This is a genomic window from Rhizobium anhuiense (assembly GCF_003985145.1).
In the GTDB taxonomy this organism is placed as follows: Bacteria; Pseudomonadota; Alphaproteobacteria; order Rhizobiales; family Rhizobiaceae; genus Rhizobium; species Rhizobium anhuiense.
This window is the reverse complement of sequence record NZ_ML133530.1, coordinates 211,049-233,580: the sequence shown is the minus strand read 5'-3', so window position 1 is coordinate 233,580 and position 22,532 is coordinate 211,049. Positions and strand designations below refer to the sequence as shown.

The window sequence follows — 22,532 nt, the reverse complement described above, 5'->3', positions numbered from 1 at the left end:
TTAGAACGAAAGACTTCGTCGCCAGCAGCGCCGCCGCCCTCGTTCAGTGAGGGGGCTTATAGAACTAACCCCTTTTCCAAGTCAACACACCTAGCCAAAGTTTTTTGACATTTTTGTAACAGGTTGAAAATGAAGGGCTTTTATGGGTCGCCTTCAAAAACAAGCAAATCTCCCGCCCGATTGGGTGGTTTTTGAGATTCGTTTTGCCGAATCCTGAAAGAAAGGCTTCGGCCGGGGAGACAAGCCATATATGGGGTGCCCGACGCGGAATTCCAGGGTGCTTGCCTATGACGCGCCTCACTCGCTAGGTTGGCGATGAAGAACGATACGGCGGAGTGAAGAATGCTTGTCCTCGATGAAGAACAAACGCGCGCGGCCCTGCCCTGGCCGGAGCTGATCGAGGCGATCGCCCGGATGTTCCAGAGCGAATGCGTGATGCCGGTGCGCCATCACCATGAAATGGATGTGCCGAATGAGGAGAGCGCGACGCTGCTCCTCATGCCGGCCTGGGTTCCCGGGCGCTATGCCGGGGTGAAGACGGTCTCGGTCTTCCCAGGCAATGTGCGGCGGGGCCTGCCGGCGATCTTCGGAACCTATCTTCTTTCCTCCGGCGCTACCGGCGAGATGCTTGCCGCAATCGACGGCGGCGAACTGACCGCGCGGCGGACGGCGGCGGCATCGGCTCTGGCGGCCCGTCATCTCGCCCGTCCCGACGCGGAGGAGATGCTGGTCTGCGGAACCGGCCGTCTGTCGCTCAACCTGATGTTTGCGCACGGCACGACCCGACCGATCAAGCGCTATCGGGTCTGGGGCCGCAACGGCCAAGCGGCGGAAAAGATCGCCGCCGAAGCACGAGCGCTCGGCCTCGATGCCGAGGCGGTCGCGGATGCGCAAACCGCGGCGCGGACGGCCGATATCATTTCCTGCGCCACGCTTTCCAGCGAGCCGCTGATATCAGGCGAATGGCTGAAGCCCGGCGCCCATCTCGATCTCGTCGGCGCCTTCCAACCGAACATGCGCGAAAGCGACGACGAGGCCATCCGCCGTGCTTCAGTCTATGTCGATACCCGCGCCGGCGCCATCAGCGAGGCGGGCGACATCGTCCAGCCGCTGAAAAGCGGTGTGCTGAAGGAAGGCAACATCAAGGCCGAGCTTGCGGAACTCGTCAGCGGCGCCCATGGCGGACGAAGCCACGACGCTGAGATCACGCTGTTCAAGTCGGTCGGCGCAGCTTTGGAAGATCTCGCCGGGGCGATTCTTGCCTATGAGACCGTGACGGGCCGTAAGTGACAATCAGTGCATCATTGCCGGACCTTCCGGTTTCACATGTCCTGCCGGCCGTCGGTACCGCCTTGGCCGAGCGGAGACGCGCCGTTCTTTCCGCACCACCGGGCGCCGGCAAGACGACGCTGGTGCCGCTTTACCTGCTCGACCAGGCCTGGCGCGGTGACGGCAAAATCATCCTGCTGGAGCCGCGACGTCTGGCGGCGCGGGCAGCGGCAAGCCGGATGGCATCGCTGATCGGCGAACAGGTCGGCGGGACGGTCGGCTACCGCATGCGCCTCGACAACAGGATATCGGCAGCGACACGGATCGAGGTGGTGACCGAAGGGGTTTTCGCCCGGATGATCCTCGACGACCCGGAACTGACCGGTGTCTCGACGGTGATCTTCGACGAATTCCATGAGCGTTCGCTGGATGCAGACTTCGGACTCGCTCTGGCGCTCGACGTCCAATCGGCGCTGCGTGAGGATCTGCGCATCCTCGTCATGTCGGCGACCCTCGATGTCGAACGTGTGGCCGCCCTGCTCGACCATCCGCCCGTCATCGAAAGCCTGGGGCGCAGCTTTCCGATCGATATCCGCTACCAGGATCGGCCGGGCGGCGAACGCGTCGAGGATGCCGTCACTCGGGCGATACTCGATGCGCATGCCAACGAGGCCGGATCGATCCTCGCCTTCCTGCCCGGCCAGGCGGAAATCACGCGGACGGTGGAACGCCTGCAGGGACGATTCGGAGCCGAAACGCTGATTGCGCCGCTTTACGGCAATCTCAGCCAGAAGGAGCAGGATGCGGCTATTCGACCGGCATCCCAGGGGACGCGTAAGATCGTGCTTGCGACATCGATCGCCGAAACCTCGATCACCATCGACGGCGTCAGGATCGTTATCGACAGCGGGCTGCAGCGTCTGCCGGTGTTCGAGGCGTCGACCGGGATCACGCGGCTGGAGACGGTGCGCGTATCGCGGGCTTCCGCCGATCAGCGGGCGGGTCGTGCCGGACGAACGGAACCGGGTATCGCCGTCAGGCTGTGGCACCAGGGACAGACGGCGGCACTGCCGGCCTTCACACCGCCGCAGATCCTTTCCAGCGATCTCTCGGGGCTGGTGCTCGACCTCGCGCATTGGGGCGTTCAAGATCCGGCATCCCTTGCCTTCGTCGATCAGCCGCCGGAAACGACGCTGAGGGAAGCGCGGGTTCTGCTCGGCCAGCTCGGCGCGCTCGACAAGGACGGAGCGCTGACGGCGCGCGGCAAGGTGATGCGCGATCTGGCACTGCCACCGCGCCTTGCCGCCATGGTCGTCTCGGCGGGGGAAGCCGGATATGCCCGGGATGCGGCGATGATCGCCGTGCTTCTCACCGAACAGGGGCTTGGCGGAACGAGCGTCGATATCGAGGAACGGCTGCGGCGCTTCAAGGCTGAGCGTGGCGAGAGAGCAGAGGCCTCGCGCCGGCTGGCGGGACGGCTGGCGAGCGGCCTCGACAGCGGTGCGGCAACGGCGCCGGCGCTTGCGGGCCAGCTTTTGTTGCACGCATTCCCGGACCGAATCGCACTTCAGCGCGGCGGACGCGGCCGATTCGTGATGGCGAACGGGCGCGGAGCGGAGCTGCCGGAAACCGAGAGGCTGGCGGGCAGCCAGATGCTGGTGATTGCCGATCTCACCGGACGAGCGGCGCAGGCGCGGGTTCTGGCGGCAGCCGAAGTGACACGCGGCGACATCGAAGCCGAGTTGCCCGGCGAGATCAAATCCGGCGATCAAATATTCTTCGATCGGCAAAGCCGGCAAATACGGGCGCGGCGAGCAACCCGGCTCGGCGCGATTATCTTCGACGAGACGCCCTTGCCGCGCCCCTCCGGTGCAGCCGTCACCCAGGCGCTGGTGCATGGGGTGCGCGAGCTGGGGCTCGATCAACTTGCCTTCTCGAAGGAGGCCATTCAGCTTCGCGAGCGGATCGGCTTCCTCCACAGGACAATCGGCGAACCTTGGCCCGATGTCAGCGATGACGCCCTGCTTTCCCGGCTGGACGACTGGTTCGCACCCTTCCAAATGGAGGCCCGCGGCCTTTCCGAGATTTCCGCAGCCGGGCTTTCGAACGGCCTGATGTCCCTGGTACCGCATGAATTGCAACGCGACCTCAGCCGGCTCGCGCCGACCCATTTCGAGGCGCCGACCGGCCAAAGGCATCCGATCCAATATGAGGGCGAGGAGCCGGTGCTGACGATCCGCGTGCAGGAGCTGTTCGGGCTGAAGCAGCACCCGGCCATTGCCGGCGGCCGCCTGCCGCTGCTGCTCGAACTCACGTCGCCGGCGCACCGGCCGATCCAGACCACGCGCGACCTGCCGGGCTTCTGGGCCGGCTCGTGGAAGGATGTGCGTGCGGATATGCGCGGCCGCTATCCCCGTCATCCCTGGCCGGAGCGGCCGGAAGATGCGTTGCCGACGACACGGGCAAAACCGCGTGGTACATGAGGCCCATTCAAGGAGCCCGCGGCATGATCGACAAGCCTGGCATGATCGACAAGACGGAAGGCTATACGCTGGAAGACCGGCATAATAGCCGCAGGCTGCGCCTGCAGACGCTGGTGCGGCTGCGCTGGCTGGCGGTCGGCGGACAGGCGCTGACGGTGTTCATCGTTGCCTTCTGGCTGAAATTTCCCTTGCCGCTGATTGCCAGCTCTTCGCTGATCGCTGCCCTTGCCTGGGTGAATTTCTACCTGACGATCCGTTATCCGCCGACCCACCGACTGGAAGCGCCGGCCGCCTTCGCTCTGCTCGGCTTCGACCTATTGCAGCTCTGCGCGCTACTCTTCATCACCGGCGGCCTGGCCAATCCCTTCGCCGCGCTCGTCTGCGTGCCCGTCATCATCTCCTTTGCCTCGCAGCCGATCCGCTACAGCACCGCGCTGATCGGCTTTGCGATGGTCTGCATCACGGTGCTTGCCTTTTCGCCCTTTCCGCTGCCCTGGTTCGACGGGGTCGAGATCAACGTGCACAATGTCATGCAGTTCGGCGTCTGGTGCTCGATCGCCTCGACAATGGCATTCGCCGCCTTCTATGCCTATCGGGTCTCGATGGAAGCGAGCCAGCTTGCCGATGCGTTGGCTGCGACCGAACTGGTGCTGCAGCGAGAAAAGCACCTTTCGCAACTCGATGGGCTGGCGGCGGCCGCCGCCCATGAGCTCGGGACGCCGCTGGCGACGATCAGCGTCGTCGCCAAGGAAATGGAGCGGGAACTCAAGGACGACGATCGTTTCCGCGAGGACGTGATGCTGCTGCGGAGCCAGAGCGAACGCTGCCGCGATATCCTGCGGCGGCTGACCACACTTTCCTCCGAGGGCGAAGCGCATATGCGCCGCCTGCCGCTTTCCTCGATGATCGAGGAGATCGTCGCGCCGCACCGGGAATTCGGCATCAGATTGGAACTCATCGAAAAGAGCCCACGCAAGGGCGAGCCGGTGACCGACCGCAATGCCGGCATCATGTACGGGCTCGGCAACCTGATCGAAAACGCCGTCGATTATGCCCGCGAGAAAGTGACCGTCACCATCGAGCACGATCACGACAAAGTGCTGATCGTCATTGAAGACGATGGGAACGGTTATGCGCCCGATATTCTGACGCGGATCGGCGAGCCCTATGTGACCAAGCGGCAGAAAGAGGATACGGCCGGCGGCCTGGGGCTCGGGCTTTTCATTGCCAAGACGCTGCTGGAGCGCTCGGGCGCGTCGCTGATTTTCGAGAACCGCGATCCGGAAAGTGCGGGCGCGCGTATCCGAATCGAATGGCCACGTATGCTGATCGACGCAAATTCGACAAAATGACTTTGTCGGCATAAACAGGATAGAGCGGCTGACGCAGATCGGGCGTTCAACCGCCGGGACCGAAACGATGACAGAACAGAACCATGACAATTTCGCCGCGTCAGATGAGGATCATATCGGTCCCGACGCCAGCCTGCTGATCGTCGACGACGACGGGCCGTTCCTGCGCCGCCTGGCACGGGCGATGGAGACGCGCGGCTTCCAGGTGGAGACGGCCGAATCAGTGGCGGAGGGCGTTGCCAAATCGAGAGGCAGGCCGCCGAAATATGCGGTGGTCGACCTGCGGCTCGGCGATGGCAATGGGCTCGACGTCATCGAGGCGATCCGCCAGCGGCGTGACGACACCAGGATCATCGTGCTGACCGGCTACGGCAATATCGCAACGGCGGTCACGGCCGTGAAGCTCGGCGCCGTCGATTATCTGGCAAAGCCTGCGGATGCCGACGACGTGTTTTCGGCGCTGACGCAGCGGCCGGGCGAAAAGGCGGAACTTCCCGAGAATCCGATGTCGGCCGACCGGGTGCGCTGGGAGCACATCCAGCGGGTCTATGAAATGTGCGAGCGCAATGTTTCCGAAACGGCGCGCCGGCTCAACATGCACCGGCGCACACTGCAGCGCATCCTTGCCAAGCGCGCGCCAAAATAAGCAGGCGCAGCATCAGACATCGTCCACGGTGAACGGTTTTCCGTTCGCCCATTCGGCCATCATCAGCCTTTGGGCGGCGGCACGCGAGAAATTGAGCGTGACGGATTTGCGCGTGGCCGGCGCCATGCGGTGTTCCGGCGCCTCGCGAATCATATGGGCGCCATAACCATCCGACAGGAACAGACCGCATTCCTCGGGAAATATGTCTAGCGGCACATCCTGGTGAGTCGCAAAGAACAGGCGGTCGCAATGCAGCCTGTATTCCGGCCATTTGCGATCCACCCGGAAATCCTCAATCGATGTCTTGATTTCGATGATCCAGACCTCGCCCTTCTCCGAAAGCGTGATCAGATCGGCGCGGCGGCCGCTGGCGAGCGGCAGTTCGGGCAGCACGGCATGGCGCATTTCATGCAGCAATATCTGCGTTCCCCGCCGCACCATCATGGCCCTGTCCGATTGCCGGCCATCGATTAACGGATTGTTATTGTAAACACTCAAAATCGTCATGGATAACCACCGCAGGGGCTGGCGTGTTGTTGCAAAAAAACCATGCGCTTCTAATTTGCGCCGCAGACGGATTTGTCGCGCTGCAGTAGCCTTGCAAAGCGCAAGTTAATCGAAAATAAACCATAATCAACGATGGTCGAGAGACCGTTCTCCTTGCCCCAAAACTTCAAGAGTCATCCATGCGCATCCGCAATGCATTCCCTGTATTTGGCCTGCTGACAACGCTCGCTCTGGCCGGTTGCTCCACGAGCTCAGACAGCGCGTCCGTCGACGACAAGGGCGCAGGCCCGACAGTACAGACGGCCCAGATCTTCGATGACGCCTACGGCGTGACGAAGGATGCCGGATACTCGCTGCCGGCGATCCCGATCAGCCGGGTCAAGCCGCAGTTCCGCCGCCAGGTCGTCAACTACGAGACCACCGAGCGCCCCGGCACGATCATCGTCAACACGCGCGAGCGCTTCCTCTATTACATCCTGGCCAACGGCAAGGCGATGCGCTACGGCATCGGCGTCGGCAAGCAGGGCTTCGCATGGGCCGGCACCGCCTACGTCGCCTGGAAGCAGGAATGGCCGACCTGGCACCCGCCGAAGGAAATGGCTGTCCGCCGGCCCGACGTCGCCAAATATGTCGAAGACGGCATGGGCCCGGGTCTCAGCAATCCGCTCGGCGCACGCGCCATGTATCTCTTCAACGAGGACGGCAAGGACACGCTCTTCCGCCTGCACGGCACGCCGGAATGGGCTTCGATCGGCACCGCCGCTTCCTCGGGCTGCATTCGCCTGATGAACCAGGATGTTATCGACCTCTACAGCCGCGTTCGTCCCGGCAAGGGCACATCAAAGGTCGTCGTCATTCAGTAAGCTAGATATCGAATTCGGTAAAAAAAGGGCCGCTGGGACTGTCGTTCCGGCGGCCTTTTCGTATCTTCCTATCACGCAGCCTGCTTCGCCTTCAGCTCGAGGCGGCGGCGGTGAAGCACCGGCTCGGTGTAGCCGTTCGGCTGCTCCCTGCCCTTCAGGACGAGATCGAGGGCGGCCTGGAAGGCGATCGAATCGTCGAAATTGCCGGCCATCGGCTGATAGGCCGGATCCGATTCGTTCTGCCGGTCGACAACAGCGGCCATGCGCTTCATCGTCTCGACGATCTGCGCTTCCGTGACGACCTTGTGATGCAGCCAGTTCGCCATGTGCTGAGCCGAGATGCGCAATGTGGCGCGATCCTCCATCAGGCCGACATTGTTGATGTCGGGCACCTTCGAGCAACCGACACCCTGATCGACCCAGCGCACGACGTAGCCGAGGATGCCCTGGGCATTGTTGTCGAGCTCGCGCTGGATTTCCTCCGGGGTCCAGTTCGGCCGCACCGCAACCGGCACGGAGAGAATGTCGGAGAGCTTGGCGCGGGCGCGATCCTTCAGTCCTTGCTGAATGCGGGCGACATTGACCCGGTGATAATGGGTGGCATGCAGGGTTGCAGCCGTCGGCGACGGTACCCAGGCGGTGTTGGCGCCGGCCTTCGGATGGGCGATCTTCTGTTCGAGCATCGCCGCCATCAGATCCGGCATCGCCCACATCCCCTTACCGATCTGGGCGTGGCCGGCAAGGCCGCATTCGAGCCCGATGTCGACATTCCAGTTCTCGTAGGCGGAAATCCAGGCCGCCTGGCGCATGTCGCCCTTGCGAATCATCGGGCCGGCTTCCATCGAGGTGTGGATCTCGTCGCCGGTCCGATCGAGGAAGCCGGTATTGATGAAGACGACGCGCTCGCGGGCGGCACGGATGCATTCCTTGAGATTGACGGTCGTGCGGCGCTCCTCATCCATAATGCCCATCTTGATGGTGTTGCGCGCCAAACCAAGCGCATCTTCGACCCTCGAGAAAATCTCGACGGCGAAGGCCACCTCTTCAGGTCCATGCATCTTCGGCTTGACCACATACATGGAGCCGGCGCGGGAATTCTTCTTCCGGCCGGCCGGGCCGATATCGTAAAGCGCGATCAAGCCGGTGATGACGGCATCCATGATGCCCTCGGGCACTTCATTGCCGTCGCGGTCGAGGATCGCCGGGTTGGTCATGAGGTGGCCGACATTGCGCACCAGCATCAGCGAGCGGCGATGCAGCTCGAAGGAGGTTCCGTCCGGACCGGCATATTGCAGATCCGGATTGAGCTTGCGGATGAAGCTGGTTCCGCCCTTTGCCACCTCTTCCTGCAGATCGCCCTTCATCAGGCCGAGCCAGTTGCGATAGACGGTGACCTTGTCCTCGGCATCGACAGCCGCAATCGAATCCTCGCAGTCCATGATCGTCGTGATTGCCGATTCCAGCCAGACATCGGAAATATGCGCCGGATCGACTTTTCCGATCGTCGTCGCCGCATCGATGACGATCTCGATGTGAATGCCGTTGTTCTTCAGGAGAATATGCGTCGGAGCGGCGGCGTCGCCGCGATAGCCGGCAAAATGGCGTGCGTCCGTCAGCGTGGCCTGCTCGCCATCGATCGATCTGACAGCGAGCACTCCATCCTTGACGGCGAAACTCCCGACATCCTTCCAGCGCAAATCCTGCAGCGGCGCTGACGTATCGAGGAAATCGCGCACCCAGGCGATGACCTTCTCGCCGCGCTTCGGATTGTAACCCTTGCCTTTTTCGGCGCCGTCGCTCTCGGCAATGGCGTCCGTGCCGTAGAGCGCATCATAGAGCGAGCCCCAGCGAGCATTGGCAGCGTTCAGGGCATAGCGGGCATTCATGACGGGAACGACGAGCTGCGGTCCGGCAATCGAGGCGATCTCCGGATCGACATTTTGGGTCGAAACCTGGAAGTCTGATCCCTCAGGCAGGAGATAGCCGATTTCGCGAAGGAAGGACTGGTAGTCGTCCATATCCGTCGGCGCGCCATGCCGGCGATACCAGTCATCGATCTTGACCTGTAGCTCGTCGCGTTTTGCCAACAGCGCACGATTCTTCGGAGCGAGATCGTGAACGATCGCCGAAAAATCGGCAAAGAACTTGTCCGCATCGACCGCCAAGCCCGGCAGCACCTCGCTGACGAGGAAATCATGAAGGACGGTTTCGACGGCAAGACCGTTCTTATCAACGCGGCTCATGCGGCATTCTCCCTGGCAACGACTTTGAATGCTGCCACTTTGCCCGGCTTTCATTCACAGTCAATTCCACAATAATTCGAAAGATTTATGCTTTCGCGGAAATTATGCGCGGGGTTACGCGCATCGGCAATCCATTCTGCGGCTGCGTCGTCAGCTTTTGCACCGGCCAAGGGTTGGTCTGATCGGTGGAATCGAAACGATAGCGATGCATCAGAACGGCAAGGGCGATCACCGCCTCCTGAAGCGCAAAGGTTGCGCCGATGCAGACACGTGGACCGGCGCCGAAAGGCAGGAACTGGAAGCGACCGATGGAGCCGCGATTTTCCGGCAGGAAGCGTTCGGGCATATAGGCGCGCGGCCTATCCCAATGACGTTCGTGGCGATGCAACGTCCAGGGCATGATGAGCACCGTGACACCGGCCTCGATCTCTATCCGCTCGCCCTTGGCGCTTGTCCAGGAATCATCCGATATGGCGGCACGATTGATGGATGGCGCCGGCGGATAGAGGCGCAAAGTTTCCTCGAAGGCGGCGCGCGTCTGCGGCATTAGATCCAGCCATTCCACAGGTTCGGCCCCGGTGGCGAGCACCGCGTCGATTTCTGCTTCCATCGCCTCGCGGATATGCGGGCTGTTCGATACGCAATACAGCGTCCACGCCAAAGCCCGGGCTGTCGTCTCATGGCCGGCGCCGATGAAAGTCAGAATATTGTCTTCGATCTCCTCCTTCGTCAGCCCCTCGGGGCCGGTCTGCTCCAAGAGCAGGGTCAGGAAATCTTCGGGCACAGCGCTGCGGTCAGCCTTCATCTTTGCGAGCCGCATATCCATCGTGTTGCGCACGATAGCGCGGAATTTCTCCAGCACTTTCTGGCCGCCGATGCGTGTCACACGTGGAACCCAGGACGGAGCGCGCATCAGATCCATCGGATCGACGCGGCCCATGCGATGCAGGAGTTCGTTGACGTCATCGGCGAAATGGCCGCTCGAGGTGACGATTTCACCGGAGAACAATGTATCAGCGAGAATCGCGAAGGTCAGCTCGGTCATGTCGGTGCTGATATCGAAAATTGTGCCTGCCTCGCCTGCGCTTTCATATTTGCAGGCATAGTCTTCGGATTGGCTTAACATCTGCCCGGCGAAGCCTTGGGCATGGCGGGGGGTGAAAACAGGCGCAACCGCCTTGCGCGATCTTTTCCAGACGGGACCTTCGGCGGTCAGAAGTCCGTCGCGGAGGATCGGACGCAGGACGAGCTGGCGCACATCCGACATGCGGTAATTATTGGCATTGTCGACCAGCACATGTTTGATGAGGCCGGGATCGTTGACGATCAGCGTCCTCTGGCCGAAGAAATTGGTGCGGATCCAGGGCAGCGTGTAGGACGGTTCGCCCCAGAGTTCGAGCGGATTGCGCAGGATAATGCGGATGATTTCCAGCCGGCTCGGCGGCACGGTACGCGGCAAGGGTGCTGGCGGAACGAAGGGGTCAGGACGCATGTCCATCGGAAAAGCCTTTCGGGGAAGATCTACGCTTCCCGTCAGGCTTGAAGCTAGAGCAGGCCCTTGAGTTCGTCCAGCTTGTCGTTGATCAGCCAGCCGTAATAATTCTCCTCCGGCCAGGCGGTCGTGCCGGCGCCACGGTTTTTCGCAGCAAGGGCTGCGGCGCGCTGGCGCGAATTGCCGACATTATAAAGCGTGGCGGTCAGGCCGGGATTGCCCGAAATATCCATGCCGGCAATCTCCTTGTAATCGTCGATCGACCTGCGGATCGAGGCCGCGACGAAGGCGAGCGAGATATCTGGATCCATGATGGCCTTGTAGACGGCGCCGGCATTCTTCTCGTTCAGCTTCGGATAACCCGACACGCGGGAGACGAGATCGGAGAGCATCAGCGCCGTCAGCGGATTGACCTGGCCGAGGCCGAAGGTCTGACCGGCATAGAAGGGCTGGAAAAACACCGCGCTGAAGCGGTTGTTGGGGAAGCTCTTGCCGCCCACCGACTTGCCGCGGAAATCGCTTTCCCAGACATCTTCGCGGCAGGACCAAAGCGTATAGGAATCACTCTTGCCATTGCATTCGGCAAATTGCGGCCGCGCCACGAATTCATCGACGCTTTCGCCGTCATAGGCGAAGCGGAAGCTTTCCCCGGCATAGGAGGCGGCCTTGACATAATAGGCCTGCAGCCGGTCGTAGGCGTCGACATTGTAGGTGTGCTCGCCGACGATCGCGCCGACGACATGGATGGGATTGATGCCGTAAGCGCTGGAGACCTTGCGAATCTTGCCCATCAGCTCGCGATCGGTCGCCAGCAGCTCATGGACCTTTTCATATTTCAGGTCGAAGCTGCTCTTGGTGCCCTTGGTGCGCCTGACCGAGGCGCCGGGAATATCGGGCTGCTCGGCGTGCCGATTGCCGGCCGGCACCGTCTGCATGGCGAAGGCGGGCGCCGAATTCACTAGGGCAACGGCAATCAAAAGGCTTGTCAAAAGGCGTCGCACGATCCGCTATCCCGTCCGTTCATCGTCCTGTTTGCGATGCGGCTGACTGGACCAGAATCTTGGCCGAATAAAGCCGGAGCGGAAAACAAAACGGGCCTTCACTAAAAAGTAAAGGGCCCGCTGTCGAGAGTCGAGTTCGTCACAATCCGGTATTCACATCGGTAAAGACATGAACCGGTGCGCCGATATCACAGAATGAAGCGCGAGAGATCGGTATTCTGCGCGAGATCACCGACATGTTCGCGGACGTAGGCGGCATCGATCGTCACGGCCGTCCCGCCCCGATCCGGCGCGTTGTAGGAAATATCGTCCAGGACCCGCTCCATTACCGTCTGCAGGCGGCGGGCACCGATATTCTCGACGGAGGAGTTCAAGTGCACGGCGACATCGGCAAGCGCGTCGATCGCGTCGTCGGTGAATTCGAGGCTCAGGCTTTCCGTTTCCATCAGCGCGCGGTACTGGCGGATGAGGCTCGCTTCGGTCTCTGTCAGGATCCGGCGGAAATCATCCTTGTTCAGCGGACGCAATTCGACACGGATCGGCAGGCGGCCCTGTAATTCCGGCAGGAGATCCGAGGGCTTGGAGACATGGAAGGCGCCGGAGGCAATGAAGAGGATATGGTCGGTCTTGACGGGCCCGTATTTGGTCGAGACGGTCGTGCCTTCGACGAGCGGCAGGAGGTCGCGCTGGACGCCTTCGCGCGAAACGCCGGCGCCCATGCCGCCGTCGCGGGCGGCGATCTTGTCGATTTCGTCGAGGAAGACGATACCGTCATTCTCGGTGGAGCGAACGGCCTCGCGCTGGATCACCTCGTTGTCGATCAGCTTGTCGGATTCGTCGCGGATCAGATCGCTGTAGGAGGCCTTGACCGTCGTGCGGACTTTCTTGGTGCGGCCGCCCATCGCCTTGCCGAACATTTCCGACAGGTTCAAAACGCCGATATTGGCGCCCGGCATGCCGGGAATTTCGAAGCCGCCCATGCCGGAACCGGCATCGGCCACCTCGATATCGATTTCCTTGTCGTCGAGCTCGCCGTCCCTGAGCTTCTTGCGGAAGTTTTCGCGGGTGGCGGGCGACGCTGTCGTGCCGACCAGCGCATCGAGAACACGCTCCTCGGCGCTCACATGCGCCTTGGCCTGCACCTCGGCCCGCTTCTTCTCGCGCACCAGACCGATGCCGACCTCGACCAGATCGCGGATGATCTGCTCGACATCGCGGCCGACATAGCCGACTTCGGTGAATTTGGTGGCTTCCACCTTGATGAAGGGTGCGCCGGCGAGTTTTGCCAGGCGGCGCGAGATCTCGGTCTTGCCGACACCGGTCGGGCCGATCATCAGGATGTTCTTCGGCATGACTTCGTCGCGCAGGCTCGGGTCGAGCTGCTGGCGGCGCCAGCGGTTGCGCAGCGCAATCGCGACGGCGCGTTTGGCGTCATGCTGGCCGATGATGTAACGGTCGAGTTCGGAAACGATCTCGCGGGGGGAAAAAGTCGTCATTGGGTGTCATTCTCCTGGCGGTCCGGGGCCTTCAGCAGCACCCGGCCGTAATTCGTCGTTGTTTCGCCAAGTCCTCGAAGGCCTGTCTGGTCTAGGCCAAGCGCCTAGAAGGCATGCGGTTCAGCCTTCGACATCCAAGGATTCCACCACGATGTTGTGGTTTGTATAGACGCAGATGTCGGCAGCGATATCGAGGGCGCGGCGAGCGATCTCTTCAGCCGATTTGTCAGTATCCATGAGAGCGCGGGCAGCCGCGAAAGCAAAATTGCCGCCGGAACCGATCGCCGTCGTGCCATGCTCAGGCTCCAGGACATCACCGTTGCCGGTGATCGCCAGCGTGATCGACTTGTCGGCGACGAGCATCATGGCTTCAAGATTACGCAGGTATTTGTCGGTGCGCCAGTCCTTGGCGAGTTCGACGGCAGCACGCATCAGCTGGCCGGGATATTGCTCGAGCTTCTTTTCAAGCCTTTCGAGCAGGGTGAAGGCATCGGCTGTGGCGCCGGCGAAACCGGCAATCACCTCGCCTTTGCCGATGCGGCGCACCTTCCGGGCATTGCCCTTCATGACGGTCTGGCCGAGGCTCACCTGGCCGTCGCCTGCCATCACCACCTTGCCGCCTTTTCGAACTGTAATGATTGTTGTCATAAAACACCTGTCTGCCCATGACACGGGCGTTACGCCATTCGTTGATTTCGATCCGGATTCCGACTTTAGGTCAGTCAGGCCTAAAGTCATCCGGGCCAGGCCGTTACCAGCCGTGTTGAGCCCTATGTAAGTGGGCCGGAGCCGATTGCAAATGGGCCGGCTTTTCTCGTCCCCGGCTTCTGGATATTTCCCGATGCGCCTGATAAGGAACGGCCTTATTCCCGATGGAGGGCCATATGGCCGAGACCGTAACAAGCCGCACGGGCAGCGTTTCCCGCAAGACCAACGAAACCTCGATTTCCGTTTCCGTCAATCTCGACGGCACCGGCAAATCGTCGATTTCGACAGGCGTCGGCTTCTTCGACCATATGCTCGACCAGCTTTCGCGACACTCCCTCATCGACATGGAGATCGAAGCCAAGGGCGACCTGCATATCGACGACCACCACACGGTCGAGGATACGGGCATCGCCATCGGCCAGGCGATCTCAAAGGCGCTCGGCGACCGGCGCGGCATCACCCGTTACGCTTCGATCGATCTCGCCATGGACGAGACGATGACCAAGGCCGCGGTCGATCTGTCCGGCCGGCCGTTCCTCGTCTGGAACGTCGCCTTCAGCGCGCCGAAAATCGGCACGTTCGACACCGAGCTCGTTCGCGAATTCTTCCAGGCGCTCGCCCAAAATGCCGGCATCACCTTGCATATTCTCAACCATTATGGCGCCAACAACCACCATATTGCCGAGACATGCTTCAAGGCCGTTGCCCGCGCATTGCGCACGGCGACAGAGATCGATCCGAGACAGGCGGGCCGCGTCCCTTCGACCAAGGGCACGCTCGTCTGAGCCCCTCAAGGGAGCGGCGACAATGACATCCAGCTATATTTTCCTGACACCGCCTGGCGGCTCGAGCGCCACGGTCAACGAGACGCGAACCATCCGTGACGGCTTCACGCTGCTCGGCTTCCTGTTTCCATGGGCTTGGCTGCTGGCGCATCGGCTGTGGCTGCATGCGGCCGCAGCCTTTCTGCTGCAGGGGATTGGCGGGGCGCTGATGGACGAACCGGGCCTCGGGCCGGCGGGAGCGGCAATCATGCTTGGCGTGAATATGCTGGTCGGTCTCGAGGGCCAGAACTTCCGTATTCGCAGCCTTGCCGCCAAGGGCTGGAACGAAGACGCGCTCATTGCAGCCGATACGATCGGCATTGCCGAGCAGGTCTATTTCGCAGACAGGACGGGCGTCGCGGCGAGTGACGACACCGCGGCACCGGACTGGGACAACAAGGCCCGTTCGAACAGCCCGCACGGCCAAGCCACATCGCTTGGTCTCTTTGGTTTTGATGGAGGACGCTGACGATGCGCGTCGCGATTATCGACTACGGCTCCGGCAATCTGCGCTCGGCGACCAAGGCTTTCGAGCGAGCGGCCCGTGAGGCGGGTATCGATGCGCATATCAATCTCACCGACAAGGCGGAGGATGTTGCCGAGGCCGATCGCATCGTGCTTCCCGGCGTCGGCGCCTATGCCGATTGCCGGCGCGGCCTCGATGCCGTGCCTGGGATGGCCGAGGTGCTGATCGAGGCTGTCGAGAAGAAGGCACGGCCGTTCCTCGGCATTTGCGTCGGCATGCAGCTCATGTCCTCGCGCGGCCTCGAGAAGACCGTGACGCATGGTTTTAACTGGATTCCCGGTGACGTCATCGAAATGACTCCTGACGATCCTACGCTCAAGATCCCGCAGATCGGCTGGAACACGCTCGACCTGAAACGCGAACATCCGCTCTTCGACGGCATTCCCACCGGCTCGCAGGGGCTGCACGCCTATTTCGTGCATTCCTACCATCTTGCCGCCGAAAACGCTGAGGATGTCATCGCGACCGTCGACTATGGCGGCCCGATGACCGCTTTGGTCGGGCGCGACAACATGGTCGGGGCGCAGTTTCACCCGGAAAAGAGCCAGAAGCTCGGCCTGGCGCTGATCGCCAATTTCCTGCGCTGGAACCCGTAATACCGCCGCCTTATTTCCCCTTTATGGAAACGGCGGAACAGGAGTGCGCTCGATGCCGACTTCGCGGAAATCAGGCAAGGTGTTCTACACGCTGAGACCCTCCAGGGAAGGCCTGCCGCCCTTCTCGGATATTCGGCTTCCCGACGGAACGATCATTCGTCGTGTCGACGAAACCATCCATAAGAAAGCGCTCTCCAATGCGGCCAAGGTGTTGAAAGAAAGGCTGGACCGATGATCCATGAATTTCTTGCCGGCAACGAGAATTCGCTGCTGCGCGCCAACGGCATCAACGCCGGCGACGTCACTGAAGCGGTGCTGGAATTCTATATCGAGGGCGAGGATGACCTGATCGGCCTGCTTGCCTATGCACTCTATGAGCGGCAGAAGCGCGATTTCGTCCTCAGCCATCGCAAGCGCAACGCCGGCCGTTCGCCCAACGAGGCCGAGCTTGCCGCCGTCAGCAGCAACTATCTCTCCACCGACCTGCGCAACACGCTGCGCGATCGCGCCTCGCAGATCCTGTCGAGTTATGCCGAGACCTATGTCGAGGCGATGGAGGCTGAAATCCGGCTCACCGCCGTCAACAGCGAAGCACTGCACCGGGTGCGCGAAATCGAGAAATCGATGAAGAGGCGCCTCGGCTTCTGGCGCCAGGTCCGGGCCGGCTTTGCCGTCATCCTGCTCCTTCTTTTGCTTTTCGGCGCGGCCACCATTGCCGCTGTCTTTTTCCGCTCGGATATCGTAGATGCGTGGAATGCGCTGATGGTACCGACCACTCTACGGACGTAAGACGACATGATCCTTTTTCCCGCGATCGACCTGAAGGGCGGCCAATGCGTCCGCCTGAAGCTCGGCGACATGCAGCAGGCGACGGTCTACAACACCGATCCGGCCGCCCAGGCGAGATCCTTCGAAGACCAGGGTTTCGAATGGCTGCATGTGGTCGATCTCGACGGCGCTTTCGCGGGACATTCGGCCAATGGCGATGCCGTCGAGGCGATCCTGAAGGCAACTGATAATCCGGTGCAGCTCGGCGGCGGCATCCGCACACTCGATCATATCGAGGCCTGGCTGTCGCGCGGGCTGCGGCGCGTCATTCTTGGCACCGTCGCGGTCAGAAATCCGGCTTTGGTCATCGAAGCCTGCCGGAAATTTCCTGGTCATGTCGCCGTCGGCATCGACGCCAAGGGCGGCAAAGTGGCCGTCGAGGGTTGGGCGGAGGCCTCCGAACTCGGCATCGTCGAGCTCGCCAGGAAATTCGAGGGCGCCGGCGTTAGCGCGATCATCTATACCGATATCGACCGCGACGGCATCCTGACCGGTATCAACTGGAGCTCGACGCTGGAGCTTGCCGATTCCGTCTCCATTCCCGTCATCGCCTCGGGCGGCCTTGCCTCGCTCGACGATGTCAGACGCATGCTGGAACCCGATGCACGCAAGCTGGAAGGGGCGATCTCGGGCCGTGCCCTTTATGACGGCCGTATCGATCCCAAGGAAGCGCTGGCGCTGATCAAAGCGGCCCGGGCGAAGGAGACCGCGTAAATGACCCTCAAGGCCCGTGTCATCCCCTGCCTCGACGTGAAGGACGGCCGCGTCGTCAAGGGTGTCAACTTCCTCAACCTCGTCGATGCCGGCGATCCCGTCGAAGCGGCGAAGGCCTATGATGCGGCCGGCGCCGACGAACTCTGCTTCCTCGACATCACCGCCTCCTCGGACAATCGCGAGACGATCTTCGATGTCGTGTCGCGCACGGCCGACCAATGCTTCATGCCGCTGACGGTCGGTGGCGGCGTGCGTGCTATCGCCGATATCCGCAAGCTTTTGCTGTGCGGCGCCGACAAGGTGTCGATCAATTCGGCAGCCGTCAGCAATCCCGACTTCGTCGCTGAAGCCGCCGACAAGTTCGGCGACCAGTGCATCGTCGTTTCGATCGACGCCAAGCGCCGGCGCACGCAGGCGGTCGGCGGCGACAATCTCAGCGCCTGGGAAATCTATACGCATGGCGGCCGCAACGCGACCGGCATCGACGCCGTCGAATTCGCCCAGAAGATGGTGGCGCGCGGCGCCGGCGAGTTGCTGGTCACCTCGATGGATCGCGACGGCACCAAGGTCGGCTACGATCTGGAACTGACGCGGGCGATCGCCGATGCGGTGCGTGTGCCGGTCATCGCGTCGGGCGGCGTCGGCGATCTCGACGATCTGGTCGCCGGGGTGAAGGAGGGCCATGCCAATGCCGTGCTCGCCGCGTCGATCTTCCATTTCGGCACCTATTCCGTCAGCGAGGCGAAGCACTATATGTCGAAGTGCGGCATCGACATGCGTCTCGACTGAACCTTGAAAGCGGACCTATGAGCGGATTTTCCCTTTCCGATCTCGAAATCATTGTCGCAGAGCGATCGAAAGCCTCGCCGGAGCAATCCTGGACAGCCAAGCTCGTGGCCGCTGGCCAGCCGAAAGCGGCAAAGAAGCTCGGCGAAGAAGCGATCGAAGCCGTGATGGCGGCGGTGACCGGCGACCGCGACAATCTGACCTATGAGGCCGCCGATGTGCTCTATCACCTATTGGTCGTATTGAAGATTGCTGAAATACCGTTAGAGAATGTCATGGCCGAACTCGAGCGCAGAACCGCGCAGTCCGGCCTCAAGGAAAAGGCCAGCCGGCAGAGTTCATGAGTATCGCGACTGAGATTATCGGGGTGCCGGAAACGTTGGATCACTTCCAGTCGGAATCCTATTCGCCCTACCACTTCTTCTCTTCCGAACAATGGGCGAAATTCCGCGCCGACACGCCGTTGACGCTGACTGGCGACGAGGTCAAACGGCTGCGTTCGATGGGCGATCCGATCGATCTCGACGAGGTCCGGCGCATCTATCTGTCACTGTCGCGGTTGCTTTCGGCGCATGTCGAATCCTCGCAGATGCTATTTGAACAGCGCAACCGCTTCCTCAGCCTGTCCGATGTGACGAAGACGCCCTTCGTCATCGGCATCGCCGGCTCGGTCGCGGTGGGCAAATCGACCACGGCCCGTATCCTCAAGGAGCTTCTGGGGCGCTGGCCTTCCAGCCCGAAGGTCGATCTCGTCACCACCGACGGCTTCCTCCATCCGAACGCCGTGCTGCAGCGGGAAAAGCTGATGCAGCGCAAGGGCTTTCCGGAAAGCTACGACACAGCGGCGATCCTGCGCTTCCTCTCGGCAATCAAGGCGGGGCAGCCGGATGTGAAGGCGCCCAGCTATTCGCACCTAGTCTACGACGTGCTGCCGGACGAATACAAGATCGTCGACCGGCCCGACATCCTGATCTTCGAGGGCATCAACGTGCTGCAATCGCGCGATCTGCCTGCTGGCGGCAAGATCGTACCGATGGTCTCCGACTTCTTCGACTTCTCGATCTATATTGATGCCGCGGAAGATCAGATCCACAATTGGTATGTGACGCGCTTCATGCGGCTGCGCGAGACGGCCTTCCGCGATCCGAATTCCTATTTCCATCGCTACGCCTCGATCAGCGACGCGGAAGCGCTTAATATCGCCGAGGATCTCTGGGCGAATATCAACCTGAAGAACCTGCGCCAGAACATTCTGCCGACGCGTCCGCGCGCCGATCTTATCCTGAAAAAAGGCAAGGATCATCTGATCGAACAGGTCGCGCTGCGAAAACTATAGCAGACGATTCTATTCCGAATATCAGCTTCAGGGATTGACGCGGCGCAGCGTCAGATTGATGCGGCCGCCATTTTTCAGGAGCGTCGACGTCGCCGGGTGAATGCGGTCGACGCCATGGAAACACAGTCTCCCCTCGCCGCCGAGCACGACCAGATCACCGCTCGAAAGCTTGAAAGATAGGGTACGGTCATTGCGGCTGAGACCGCCGACGCGAAAGAGGCAGCTGTTGCCGAGCGAGAGCGAGACAACCGGGGCCTTGAGATCCTGTTCGTCCTTATCCTGATGCAGGCCCATGCGCGCGTCGTCGGAATAGAAATTGACGAGGCAGGCTTCGGGCGGTTTGTCGTAACCGGCAACGTCATTCCAGATATCGAGCAGTTGCTGCGGCATATCAGGCCAGGGCCTGCCGGTCGCCGGATGCATCGGCTGGTAACGATAGCCGCGCTCCTTGTCCGTCACCCAGCCGAGCGGCCCGCAATTGGTCATGCGCACCGACATCGGTTTGCCGGTGCCGGGCATGGCGGGCACGTAAAGCGGCGCTTCGGCGACGACAGCGCGGATTACCTCGACCAATGCCTCCTGACGCGCGCGGTCGAGATAGCCGGGGAGATGGCGGATGCCGCTCAGGAGTACCGGCATGTCATTCACTACCGCCGGGACGGCCGCGCATTTTCTTGACTTCCGAGCGTCCGGCTTTTTCCTTCAGGCGGCGTTCGACCGAACCCTTGGTCGGTTTGGTCTTCTTGCGCGGCGGCGGCGGCGGCTTGGCGGCCTCCAATATCAGTTCCTTCAACCGGTCGCGCGCGTCCTCGCGGTTGCGGTCCTGGCTGCGAAAGCGGCTCGCCTCGATCATCAGCACGCCGTCCTTCGACAGACGCCGGCCGGAAAGCTTGATCGCGTTGGTTTTCACGCGATCATTGAGGGACGGCGAATTCGGAATGTTGAAGAACAGCTGGACCGCGGTCGAGACCTTGTTGACATTCTGCCCGCCGGGACCACCCGCCAGAACGAATTGTTCCGTCAGCTCCCATCCCGCGATGGTGATCCTGTCATCGATATAGAGCGCGTCGCTGGCCATGCGGCGTTCTATCTCACATCGACGATGAATTGAAAATATCGGCCGGCATCAAGGAAAACCCGGCAATCCTGCGATGCCGGGTTTCACGTGAGTCAGGGAGTCTGTTTAGCGCAATTCCGGACGCAAAACCGCTGCACACTTTTGCTGGAATTGCTTGCGCGCCTTATTCGGCGGCGACCTTCACGCCGGGGGCTGCATCGCGGACGCCGCCGTCGACGTGGTTTTCGAACTTGGCGAAGTTGGCAATGAACATCGAGACCAGCTTTTCGGCCTGCGCGTCATAGGCTGCCTTGTCGGCCCAGGTCGAGCGTGGATCGAGAATGCTGCCATCGACGCCGTTGACCGAGACCGGCACGGCGAAGCCAAAATTCGGATCCGCACGGAATTCGACATTGCCGAGTTCACCGGCCAGAGCGGCAGCGAGAAGCGCACGTGTCGCCTTGATCGGCATGCGCTTGCCGGTGCCATAGGCGCCGCCAGTCCAGCCGGTATTGACCAGCCAGCATTGCACACCATGACGGCTGATCAGCTCCTTGAGCAGATTGCCGTATTCGGCCGGATGCCGCGGCATGAACGGGGCGCCGAAACAGGTCGAGAAGGTCGCTTCCGGCTCGACGACACCCTTTTCGGTGCCGGCCACCTTGGCGGTGTAGCCGGAGAGGAAGTGATACATCGCCTGGTCGGGCGTCAATCGGGCGATCGGCGGCATCACGCCGAAGGCATCGGCGGTCAGCATGATGATCGTCTTCGGGTGCCCGGCGCGGCCCGTTTCCGAGGCGTTCGGGATGAAATCCATCGGATAGGCGCAACGGGTATTCTCGGTCAGCGACCCGTCGTCGAAATTCGGCTCGCGGCTTTCGTTGAGCACGACGTTTTCCAGTACAGTGCCGAAACGCTGCGTCGTCGCATAGATTTCCGGCTCGGCCTCGGCCGAGAGGCGGATGGTCTTGGCGTAGCAGCCGCCTTCGAAGTTGAAGATACCATTCTCGCTCCAGCCGTGTTCGTCGTCGCCGATCAGCGTCCGGGCCGGATCGGCCGAAAGCGTCGTCTTGCCCGTGCCGGAAAGGCCGAAGAAGACCGCCGCGTCACCGTCCGGGCCGACATTGGCCGAGCAGTGCATCGGCATCACGCCCTTGGCCGGCAGCAGGTAGTTGAGCACGGTGAAGACCGATTTCTTCATTTCGCCGGCATAGGACGTGCCGCCGATGAGGACGAGACCGTTGGTGAGATCGCAGGCGATCACCGTTTCCGAACGGCAGCCGTGGCGGGCCGGATCGGCCTTGAAGCTCGGCAGATCGATGATCGTCAGCTTCGGCACGAAGGTGGGGAGCGCTGCAGCGTCGGGGCGGATCAGCAGATTGCGGATGAACAGCGAATGCCAGGCGAATTCGGTGACGACGCGGGTCGGCAGGGCGTGGCCTTCCTCGGCACCGCCGACGAGATCCTGGACGAAGAGTTCCTTGCCCGCGGCATGCGCCAGCATATCGTCGCGCAACAGGGCGAAATGTTCCGGCGAGAGCGGCTTGTTGTTGTCCCACCAGATCTCGCCATCGGTATTGGCATCGCGAACAACGAACTTGTCGCGCGGCGAACGGCCGGTGTGCTGGCCGGTGATAGCCCGCAGTGCACCTTGAGCGGTCAGTTCGGCTTCGCCCCGGCGGATCGCTTCTTCATAGAGCGCGGCGGCGGAAAAGTTGTAGCGAGCGCTGGCTGCGCCGCCCAATCCAACCGTTGCCAGCTCTGTTGCCGGGTTATGAACTCCGAACATTTCCATGGCTAGTTCC

Annotated in this window: 23 protein-coding genes; 14 read left to right on the top strand and 9 right to left on the bottom strand. The window is 61.7% G+C overall.

What is annotated here, in order from left to right; translation table 11 throughout:
* The first annotated feature begins 342 nt into the window (after positions 1-342).
* The 4 genes from lhpI to EEQ99_RS23245 all read left to right on the top strand — a co-directional run bounded on the left by lhpI (position 343) and on the right by EEQ99_RS23245 (position 5,750).
* On the top strand, positions 343-1,290 hold the full coding sequence (gene lhpI, locus EEQ99_RS23260; RefSeq protein WP_127431165.1) for a bifunctional Delta(1)-pyrroline-2-carboxylate/Delta(1)-piperideine-2-carboxylate reductase: 948 nt from the start codon (positions 343-345) through the stop codon (positions 1,288-1,290).
* Positions 1,287-3,752, top strand: a complete 2,466-nt coding sequence (hrpB, locus tag EEQ99_RS23255) for an ATP-dependent helicase HrpB (RefSeq protein WP_127431164.1) — start codon at positions 1,287-1,289, stop codon at positions 3,750-3,752. Before lhpI ends, hrpB begins: the two co-directional genes overlap by 4 nt.
* Positions 3,753-3,775: 23 nt before the next feature.
* Positions 3,776-5,104 (top strand): ActS/PrrB/RegB family redox-sensitive histidine kinase, encoded by a 1,329-nt coding sequence (locus tag EEQ99_RS23250; protein WP_174824491.1) that lies wholly within the window; start codon positions 3,776-3,778, stop codon positions 5,102-5,104.
* 67 nt (positions 5,105-5,171) lie between these two features.
* Positions 5,172-5,750 carry an ActR/PrrA/RegA family redox response regulator transcription factor gene (locus EEQ99_RS23245; protein ID WP_011649881.1) on the top strand — a complete coding sequence of 193 codons (579 nt, stop codon included), beginning with the start codon at positions 5,172-5,174 and terminating at the stop codon, positions 5,748-5,750.
* Between the two features lie 12 nt (positions 5,751-5,762).
* On the opposite strand, the gene EEQ99_RS23240 is transcribed toward EEQ99_RS23245, so the two are convergent.
* Complete coding sequence (locus tag EEQ99_RS23240) at positions 5,763-6,257, bottom strand: MmcB family DNA repair protein (protein WP_010029986.1); 495 nt, start codon at positions 6,255-6,257, stop codon at positions 5,763-5,765.
* Between the two features lie 179 nt (positions 6,258-6,436).
* Here EEQ99_RS23240 and EEQ99_RS23235 point away from each other — a divergent pair, with 179 nt between their 5' ends.
* On the top strand, positions 6,437-7,120 hold the full coding sequence (locus tag EEQ99_RS23235; RefSeq protein WP_029733130.1) for a L,D-transpeptidase: 684 nt from the start codon (positions 6,437-6,439) through the stop codon (positions 7,118-7,120).
* A gap of 71 nt (positions 7,121-7,191) precedes the next feature.
* Here EEQ99_RS23235 and EEQ99_RS23230 read toward each other — a convergent pair whose 3' ends face one another.
* The 5 genes from EEQ99_RS23230 to hslV form a co-directional block, all read right to left on the bottom strand.
* A complete protein-coding gene (locus tag EEQ99_RS23230; RefSeq protein ID WP_097544625.1) occupies positions 7,192-9,363 on the bottom strand; it encodes a malate synthase G in 2,172 nt (723 codons plus the stop codon).
* A gap of 85 nt (positions 9,364-9,448) precedes the next feature.
* Positions 9,449-10,861: a cytochrome P450 gene (locus EEQ99_RS23225; protein ID WP_097544624.1), complete on the bottom strand. Its 1,413-nt coding sequence runs from the start codon at positions 10,859-10,861 to the stop codon at positions 9,449-9,451.
* A 47-nt stretch (positions 10,862-10,908) separates the two neighbouring features.
* On the bottom strand, positions 10,909-11,856 hold the full coding sequence (locus EEQ99_RS23220; RefSeq protein WP_063473906.1) for a DUF1402 family protein: 948 nt from the start codon (positions 11,854-11,856) through the stop codon (positions 10,909-10,911).
* 188 nt (positions 11,857-12,044) lie between these two features.
* On the bottom strand, positions 12,045-13,352 hold the full coding sequence (gene hslU / locus EEQ99_RS23215) for an ATP-dependent protease ATPase subunit HslU (RefSeq protein WP_011649875.1): 1,308 nt from the start codon (positions 13,350-13,352) through the stop codon (positions 12,045-12,047).
* 120 nt (positions 13,353-13,472) lie between these two features.
* Positions 13,473-14,000, bottom strand: a complete 528-nt coding sequence (gene hslV / locus EEQ99_RS23205; RefSeq protein ID WP_004677140.1) for an ATP-dependent protease subunit HslV — start codon at positions 13,998-14,000, stop codon at positions 13,473-13,475.
* 236 nt (positions 14,001-14,236) lie between these two features.
* On the opposite strand from hslV, the gene hisB reads away from it, so the two are divergent.
* Genes hisB through coaA form a run of 9 tightly spaced genes read left to right on the top strand, consistent with a single transcriptional unit; the run spans position 14,237 to position 19,670 of the window.
* The gene (gene hisB, locus EEQ99_RS23200; protein ID WP_047616097.1) at positions 14,237-14,845 is read left to right on the top strand and encodes an imidazoleglycerol-phosphate dehydratase HisB; all 609 of its coding nucleotides are present in this window, start codon (positions 14,237-14,239) and stop codon (positions 14,843-14,845) included.
* 22 nt (positions 14,846-14,867) lie between these two features.
* On the top strand, positions 14,868-15,353 hold the full coding sequence (locus tag EEQ99_RS23195; protein WP_048338401.1) for a DUF2628 domain-containing protein: 486 nt from the start codon (positions 14,868-14,870) through the stop codon (positions 15,351-15,353).
* Between the two features lie 2 nt (positions 15,354-15,355).
* Complete coding sequence (gene hisH / locus EEQ99_RS23190; RefSeq protein ID WP_063473905.1) at positions 15,356-16,006, top strand: imidazole glycerol phosphate synthase subunit HisH; 651 nt, start codon at positions 15,356-15,358, stop codon at positions 16,004-16,006.
* 52 nt (positions 16,007-16,058) lie between these two features.
* Positions 16,059-16,241 carry a hypothetical protein gene (locus EEQ99_RS23185; protein WP_063473904.1) on the top strand — a complete coding sequence of 61 codons (183 nt, stop codon included), beginning with the start codon at positions 16,059-16,061 and terminating at the stop codon, positions 16,239-16,241.
* A complete protein-coding gene (locus tag EEQ99_RS23180; protein WP_127431163.1) occupies positions 16,238-16,795 on the top strand; it encodes a hypothetical protein in 558 nt (185 codons plus the stop codon). The genes EEQ99_RS23185 and EEQ99_RS23180 overlap by 4 nt, the downstream gene beginning before the upstream one ends.
* Before the next feature lie 6 nt (positions 16,796-16,801).
* Entirely contained in the window at positions 16,802-17,548 is a 747-nt protein-coding gene (hisA, locus tag EEQ99_RS23175; RefSeq protein WP_127431162.1) for a 1-(5-phosphoribosyl)-5-[(5-phosphoribosylamino)methylideneamino]imidazole-4-carboxamide isomerase, read from the top strand.
* Positions 17,549-18,337 carry an imidazole glycerol phosphate synthase subunit HisF gene (gene hisF, locus EEQ99_RS23170; protein ID WP_047615982.1) on the top strand — a complete coding sequence of 263 codons (789 nt, stop codon included), beginning with the start codon at positions 17,549-17,551 and terminating at the stop codon, positions 18,335-18,337.
* Positions 18,338-18,354: 17 nt separating this feature from the next.
* Positions 18,355-18,678 (top strand): phosphoribosyl-ATP diphosphatase, encoded by a 324-nt coding sequence (locus EEQ99_RS23165; protein ID WP_047615980.1) that lies wholly within the window; start codon positions 18,355-18,357, stop codon positions 18,676-18,678.
* A complete protein-coding gene (gene coaA, locus EEQ99_RS23160; protein ID WP_047615979.1) occupies positions 18,675-19,670 on the top strand; it encodes a type I pantothenate kinase in 996 nt (331 codons plus the stop codon). The genes EEQ99_RS23165 and coaA overlap by 4 nt, the downstream gene beginning before the upstream one ends.
* Positions 19,671-19,697: 27 nt before the next feature.
* On the opposite strand, the gene EEQ99_RS23155 is transcribed toward coaA, so the two are convergent.
* From EEQ99_RS23155 to EEQ99_RS23145, 3 genes are all read right to left on the bottom strand, one after another.
* The gene (locus EEQ99_RS23155; RefSeq protein WP_127431161.1) at positions 19,698-20,309 is read right to left on the bottom strand and encodes an alpha-ketoglutarate-dependent dioxygenase AlkB family protein; all 612 of its coding nucleotides are present in this window, start codon (positions 20,307-20,309) and stop codon (positions 19,698-19,700) included.
* Position 20,310: 1 nt separating this feature from the next.
* On the bottom strand, positions 20,311-20,748 hold the full coding sequence (gene arfB / locus EEQ99_RS23150) for an alternative ribosome rescue aminoacyl-tRNA hydrolase ArfB (RefSeq protein ID WP_127431160.1): 438 nt from the start codon (positions 20,746-20,748) through the stop codon (positions 20,311-20,313).
* Between the two features lie 163 nt (positions 20,749-20,911).
* Positions 20,912-22,522: a phosphoenolpyruvate carboxykinase gene (locus EEQ99_RS23145; protein WP_097544617.1), complete on the bottom strand. Its 1,611-nt coding sequence runs from the start codon at positions 22,520-22,522 to the stop codon at positions 20,912-20,914.
* Positions 22,523-22,532: the final 10 nt, after the last annotated feature.

What these genes read in the sequence shown, in the direction of transcription:
- lhpI (WP_127431165.1), top strand. Translation starts at nt 343, where the DNA reads ATGCTTGTCCTCGATGAAGAACAAACGCGCGCGGCCCTGCCCTGGCCG.
- EEQ99_RS23250 (WP_174824491.1), top strand. Translation starts at nt 3,776, where the DNA reads ATGATCGACAAGCCTGGCATGATCGACAAGACGGAAGGCTATACGCTG.
- EEQ99_RS23245 (WP_011649881.1), top strand. Translation starts at nt 5,172, where the DNA reads ATGACAGAACAGAACCATGACAATTTCGCCGCGTCAGATGAGGATCAT.
- EEQ99_RS23240 (WP_010029986.1), bottom strand. Translation starts at nt 6,257, where the DNA reads ATGACGATTTTGAGTGTTTACAATAACAATCCGTTAATCGATGGCCGG.
- EEQ99_RS23235 (WP_029733130.1), top strand. Translation starts at nt 6,437, where the DNA reads ATGCGCATCCGCAATGCATTCCCTGTATTTGGCCTGCTGACAACGCTC.
- EEQ99_RS23230 (WP_097544625.1), bottom strand. Translation starts at nt 9,363, where the DNA reads ATGAGCCGCGTTGATAAGAACGGTCTTGCCGTCGAAACCGTCCTTCAT.
- EEQ99_RS23225 (WP_097544624.1), bottom strand. Translation starts at nt 10,861, where the DNA reads ATGGACATGCGTCCTGACCCCTTCGTTCCGCCAGCACCCTTGCCGCGT.
- hslU (WP_011649875.1), bottom strand. Translation starts at nt 13,352, where the DNA reads ATGACGACTTTTTCCCCCCGCGAGATCGTTTCCGAACTCGACCGTTAC.
- hslV (WP_004677140.1), bottom strand. Translation starts at nt 14,000, where the DNA reads ATGACAACAATCATTACAGTTCGAAAAGGCGGCAAGGTGGTGATGGCA.
- hisB (WP_047616097.1), top strand. Translation starts at nt 14,237, where the DNA reads ATGGCCGAGACCGTAACAAGCCGCACGGGCAGCGTTTCCCGCAAGACC.
- EEQ99_RS23195 (WP_048338401.1), top strand. Translation starts at nt 14,868, where the DNA reads ATGACATCCAGCTATATTTTCCTGACACCGCCTGGCGGCTCGAGCGCC.
- hisH (WP_063473905.1), top strand. Translation starts at nt 15,356, where the DNA reads ATGCGCGTCGCGATTATCGACTACGGCTCCGGCAATCTGCGCTCGGCG.
- EEQ99_RS23185 (WP_063473904.1), top strand. Translation starts at nt 16,059, where the DNA reads ATGCCGACTTCGCGGAAATCAGGCAAGGTGTTCTACACGCTGAGACCC.
- EEQ99_RS23180 (WP_127431163.1), top strand. Translation starts at nt 16,238, where the DNA reads ATGATCCATGAATTTCTTGCCGGCAACGAGAATTCGCTGCTGCGCGCC.
- hisA (WP_127431162.1), top strand. Translation starts at nt 16,802, where the DNA reads ATGATCCTTTTTCCCGCGATCGACCTGAAGGGCGGCCAATGCGTCCGC.
- hisF (WP_047615982.1), top strand. Translation starts at nt 17,549, where the DNA reads ATGACCCTCAAGGCCCGTGTCATCCCCTGCCTCGACGTGAAGGACGGC.
- EEQ99_RS23165 (WP_047615980.1), top strand. Translation starts at nt 18,355, where the DNA reads ATGAGCGGATTTTCCCTTTCCGATCTCGAAATCATTGTCGCAGAGCGA.
- coaA (WP_047615979.1), top strand. Translation starts at nt 18,675, where the DNA reads ATGAGTATCGCGACTGAGATTATCGGGGTGCCGGAAACGTTGGATCAC.
- EEQ99_RS23155 (WP_127431161.1), bottom strand. Translation starts at nt 20,309, where the DNA reads ATGCCGGTACTCCTGAGCGGCATCCGCCATCTCCCCGGCTATCTCGAC.
- arfB (WP_127431160.1), bottom strand. Translation starts at nt 20,748, where the DNA reads ATGGCCAGCGACGCGCTCTATATCGATGACAGGATCACCATCGCGGGA.
- EEQ99_RS23145 (WP_097544617.1), bottom strand. Translation starts at nt 22,522, where the DNA reads ATGGAAATGTTCGGAGTTCATAACCCGGCAACAGAGCTGGCAACGGTT.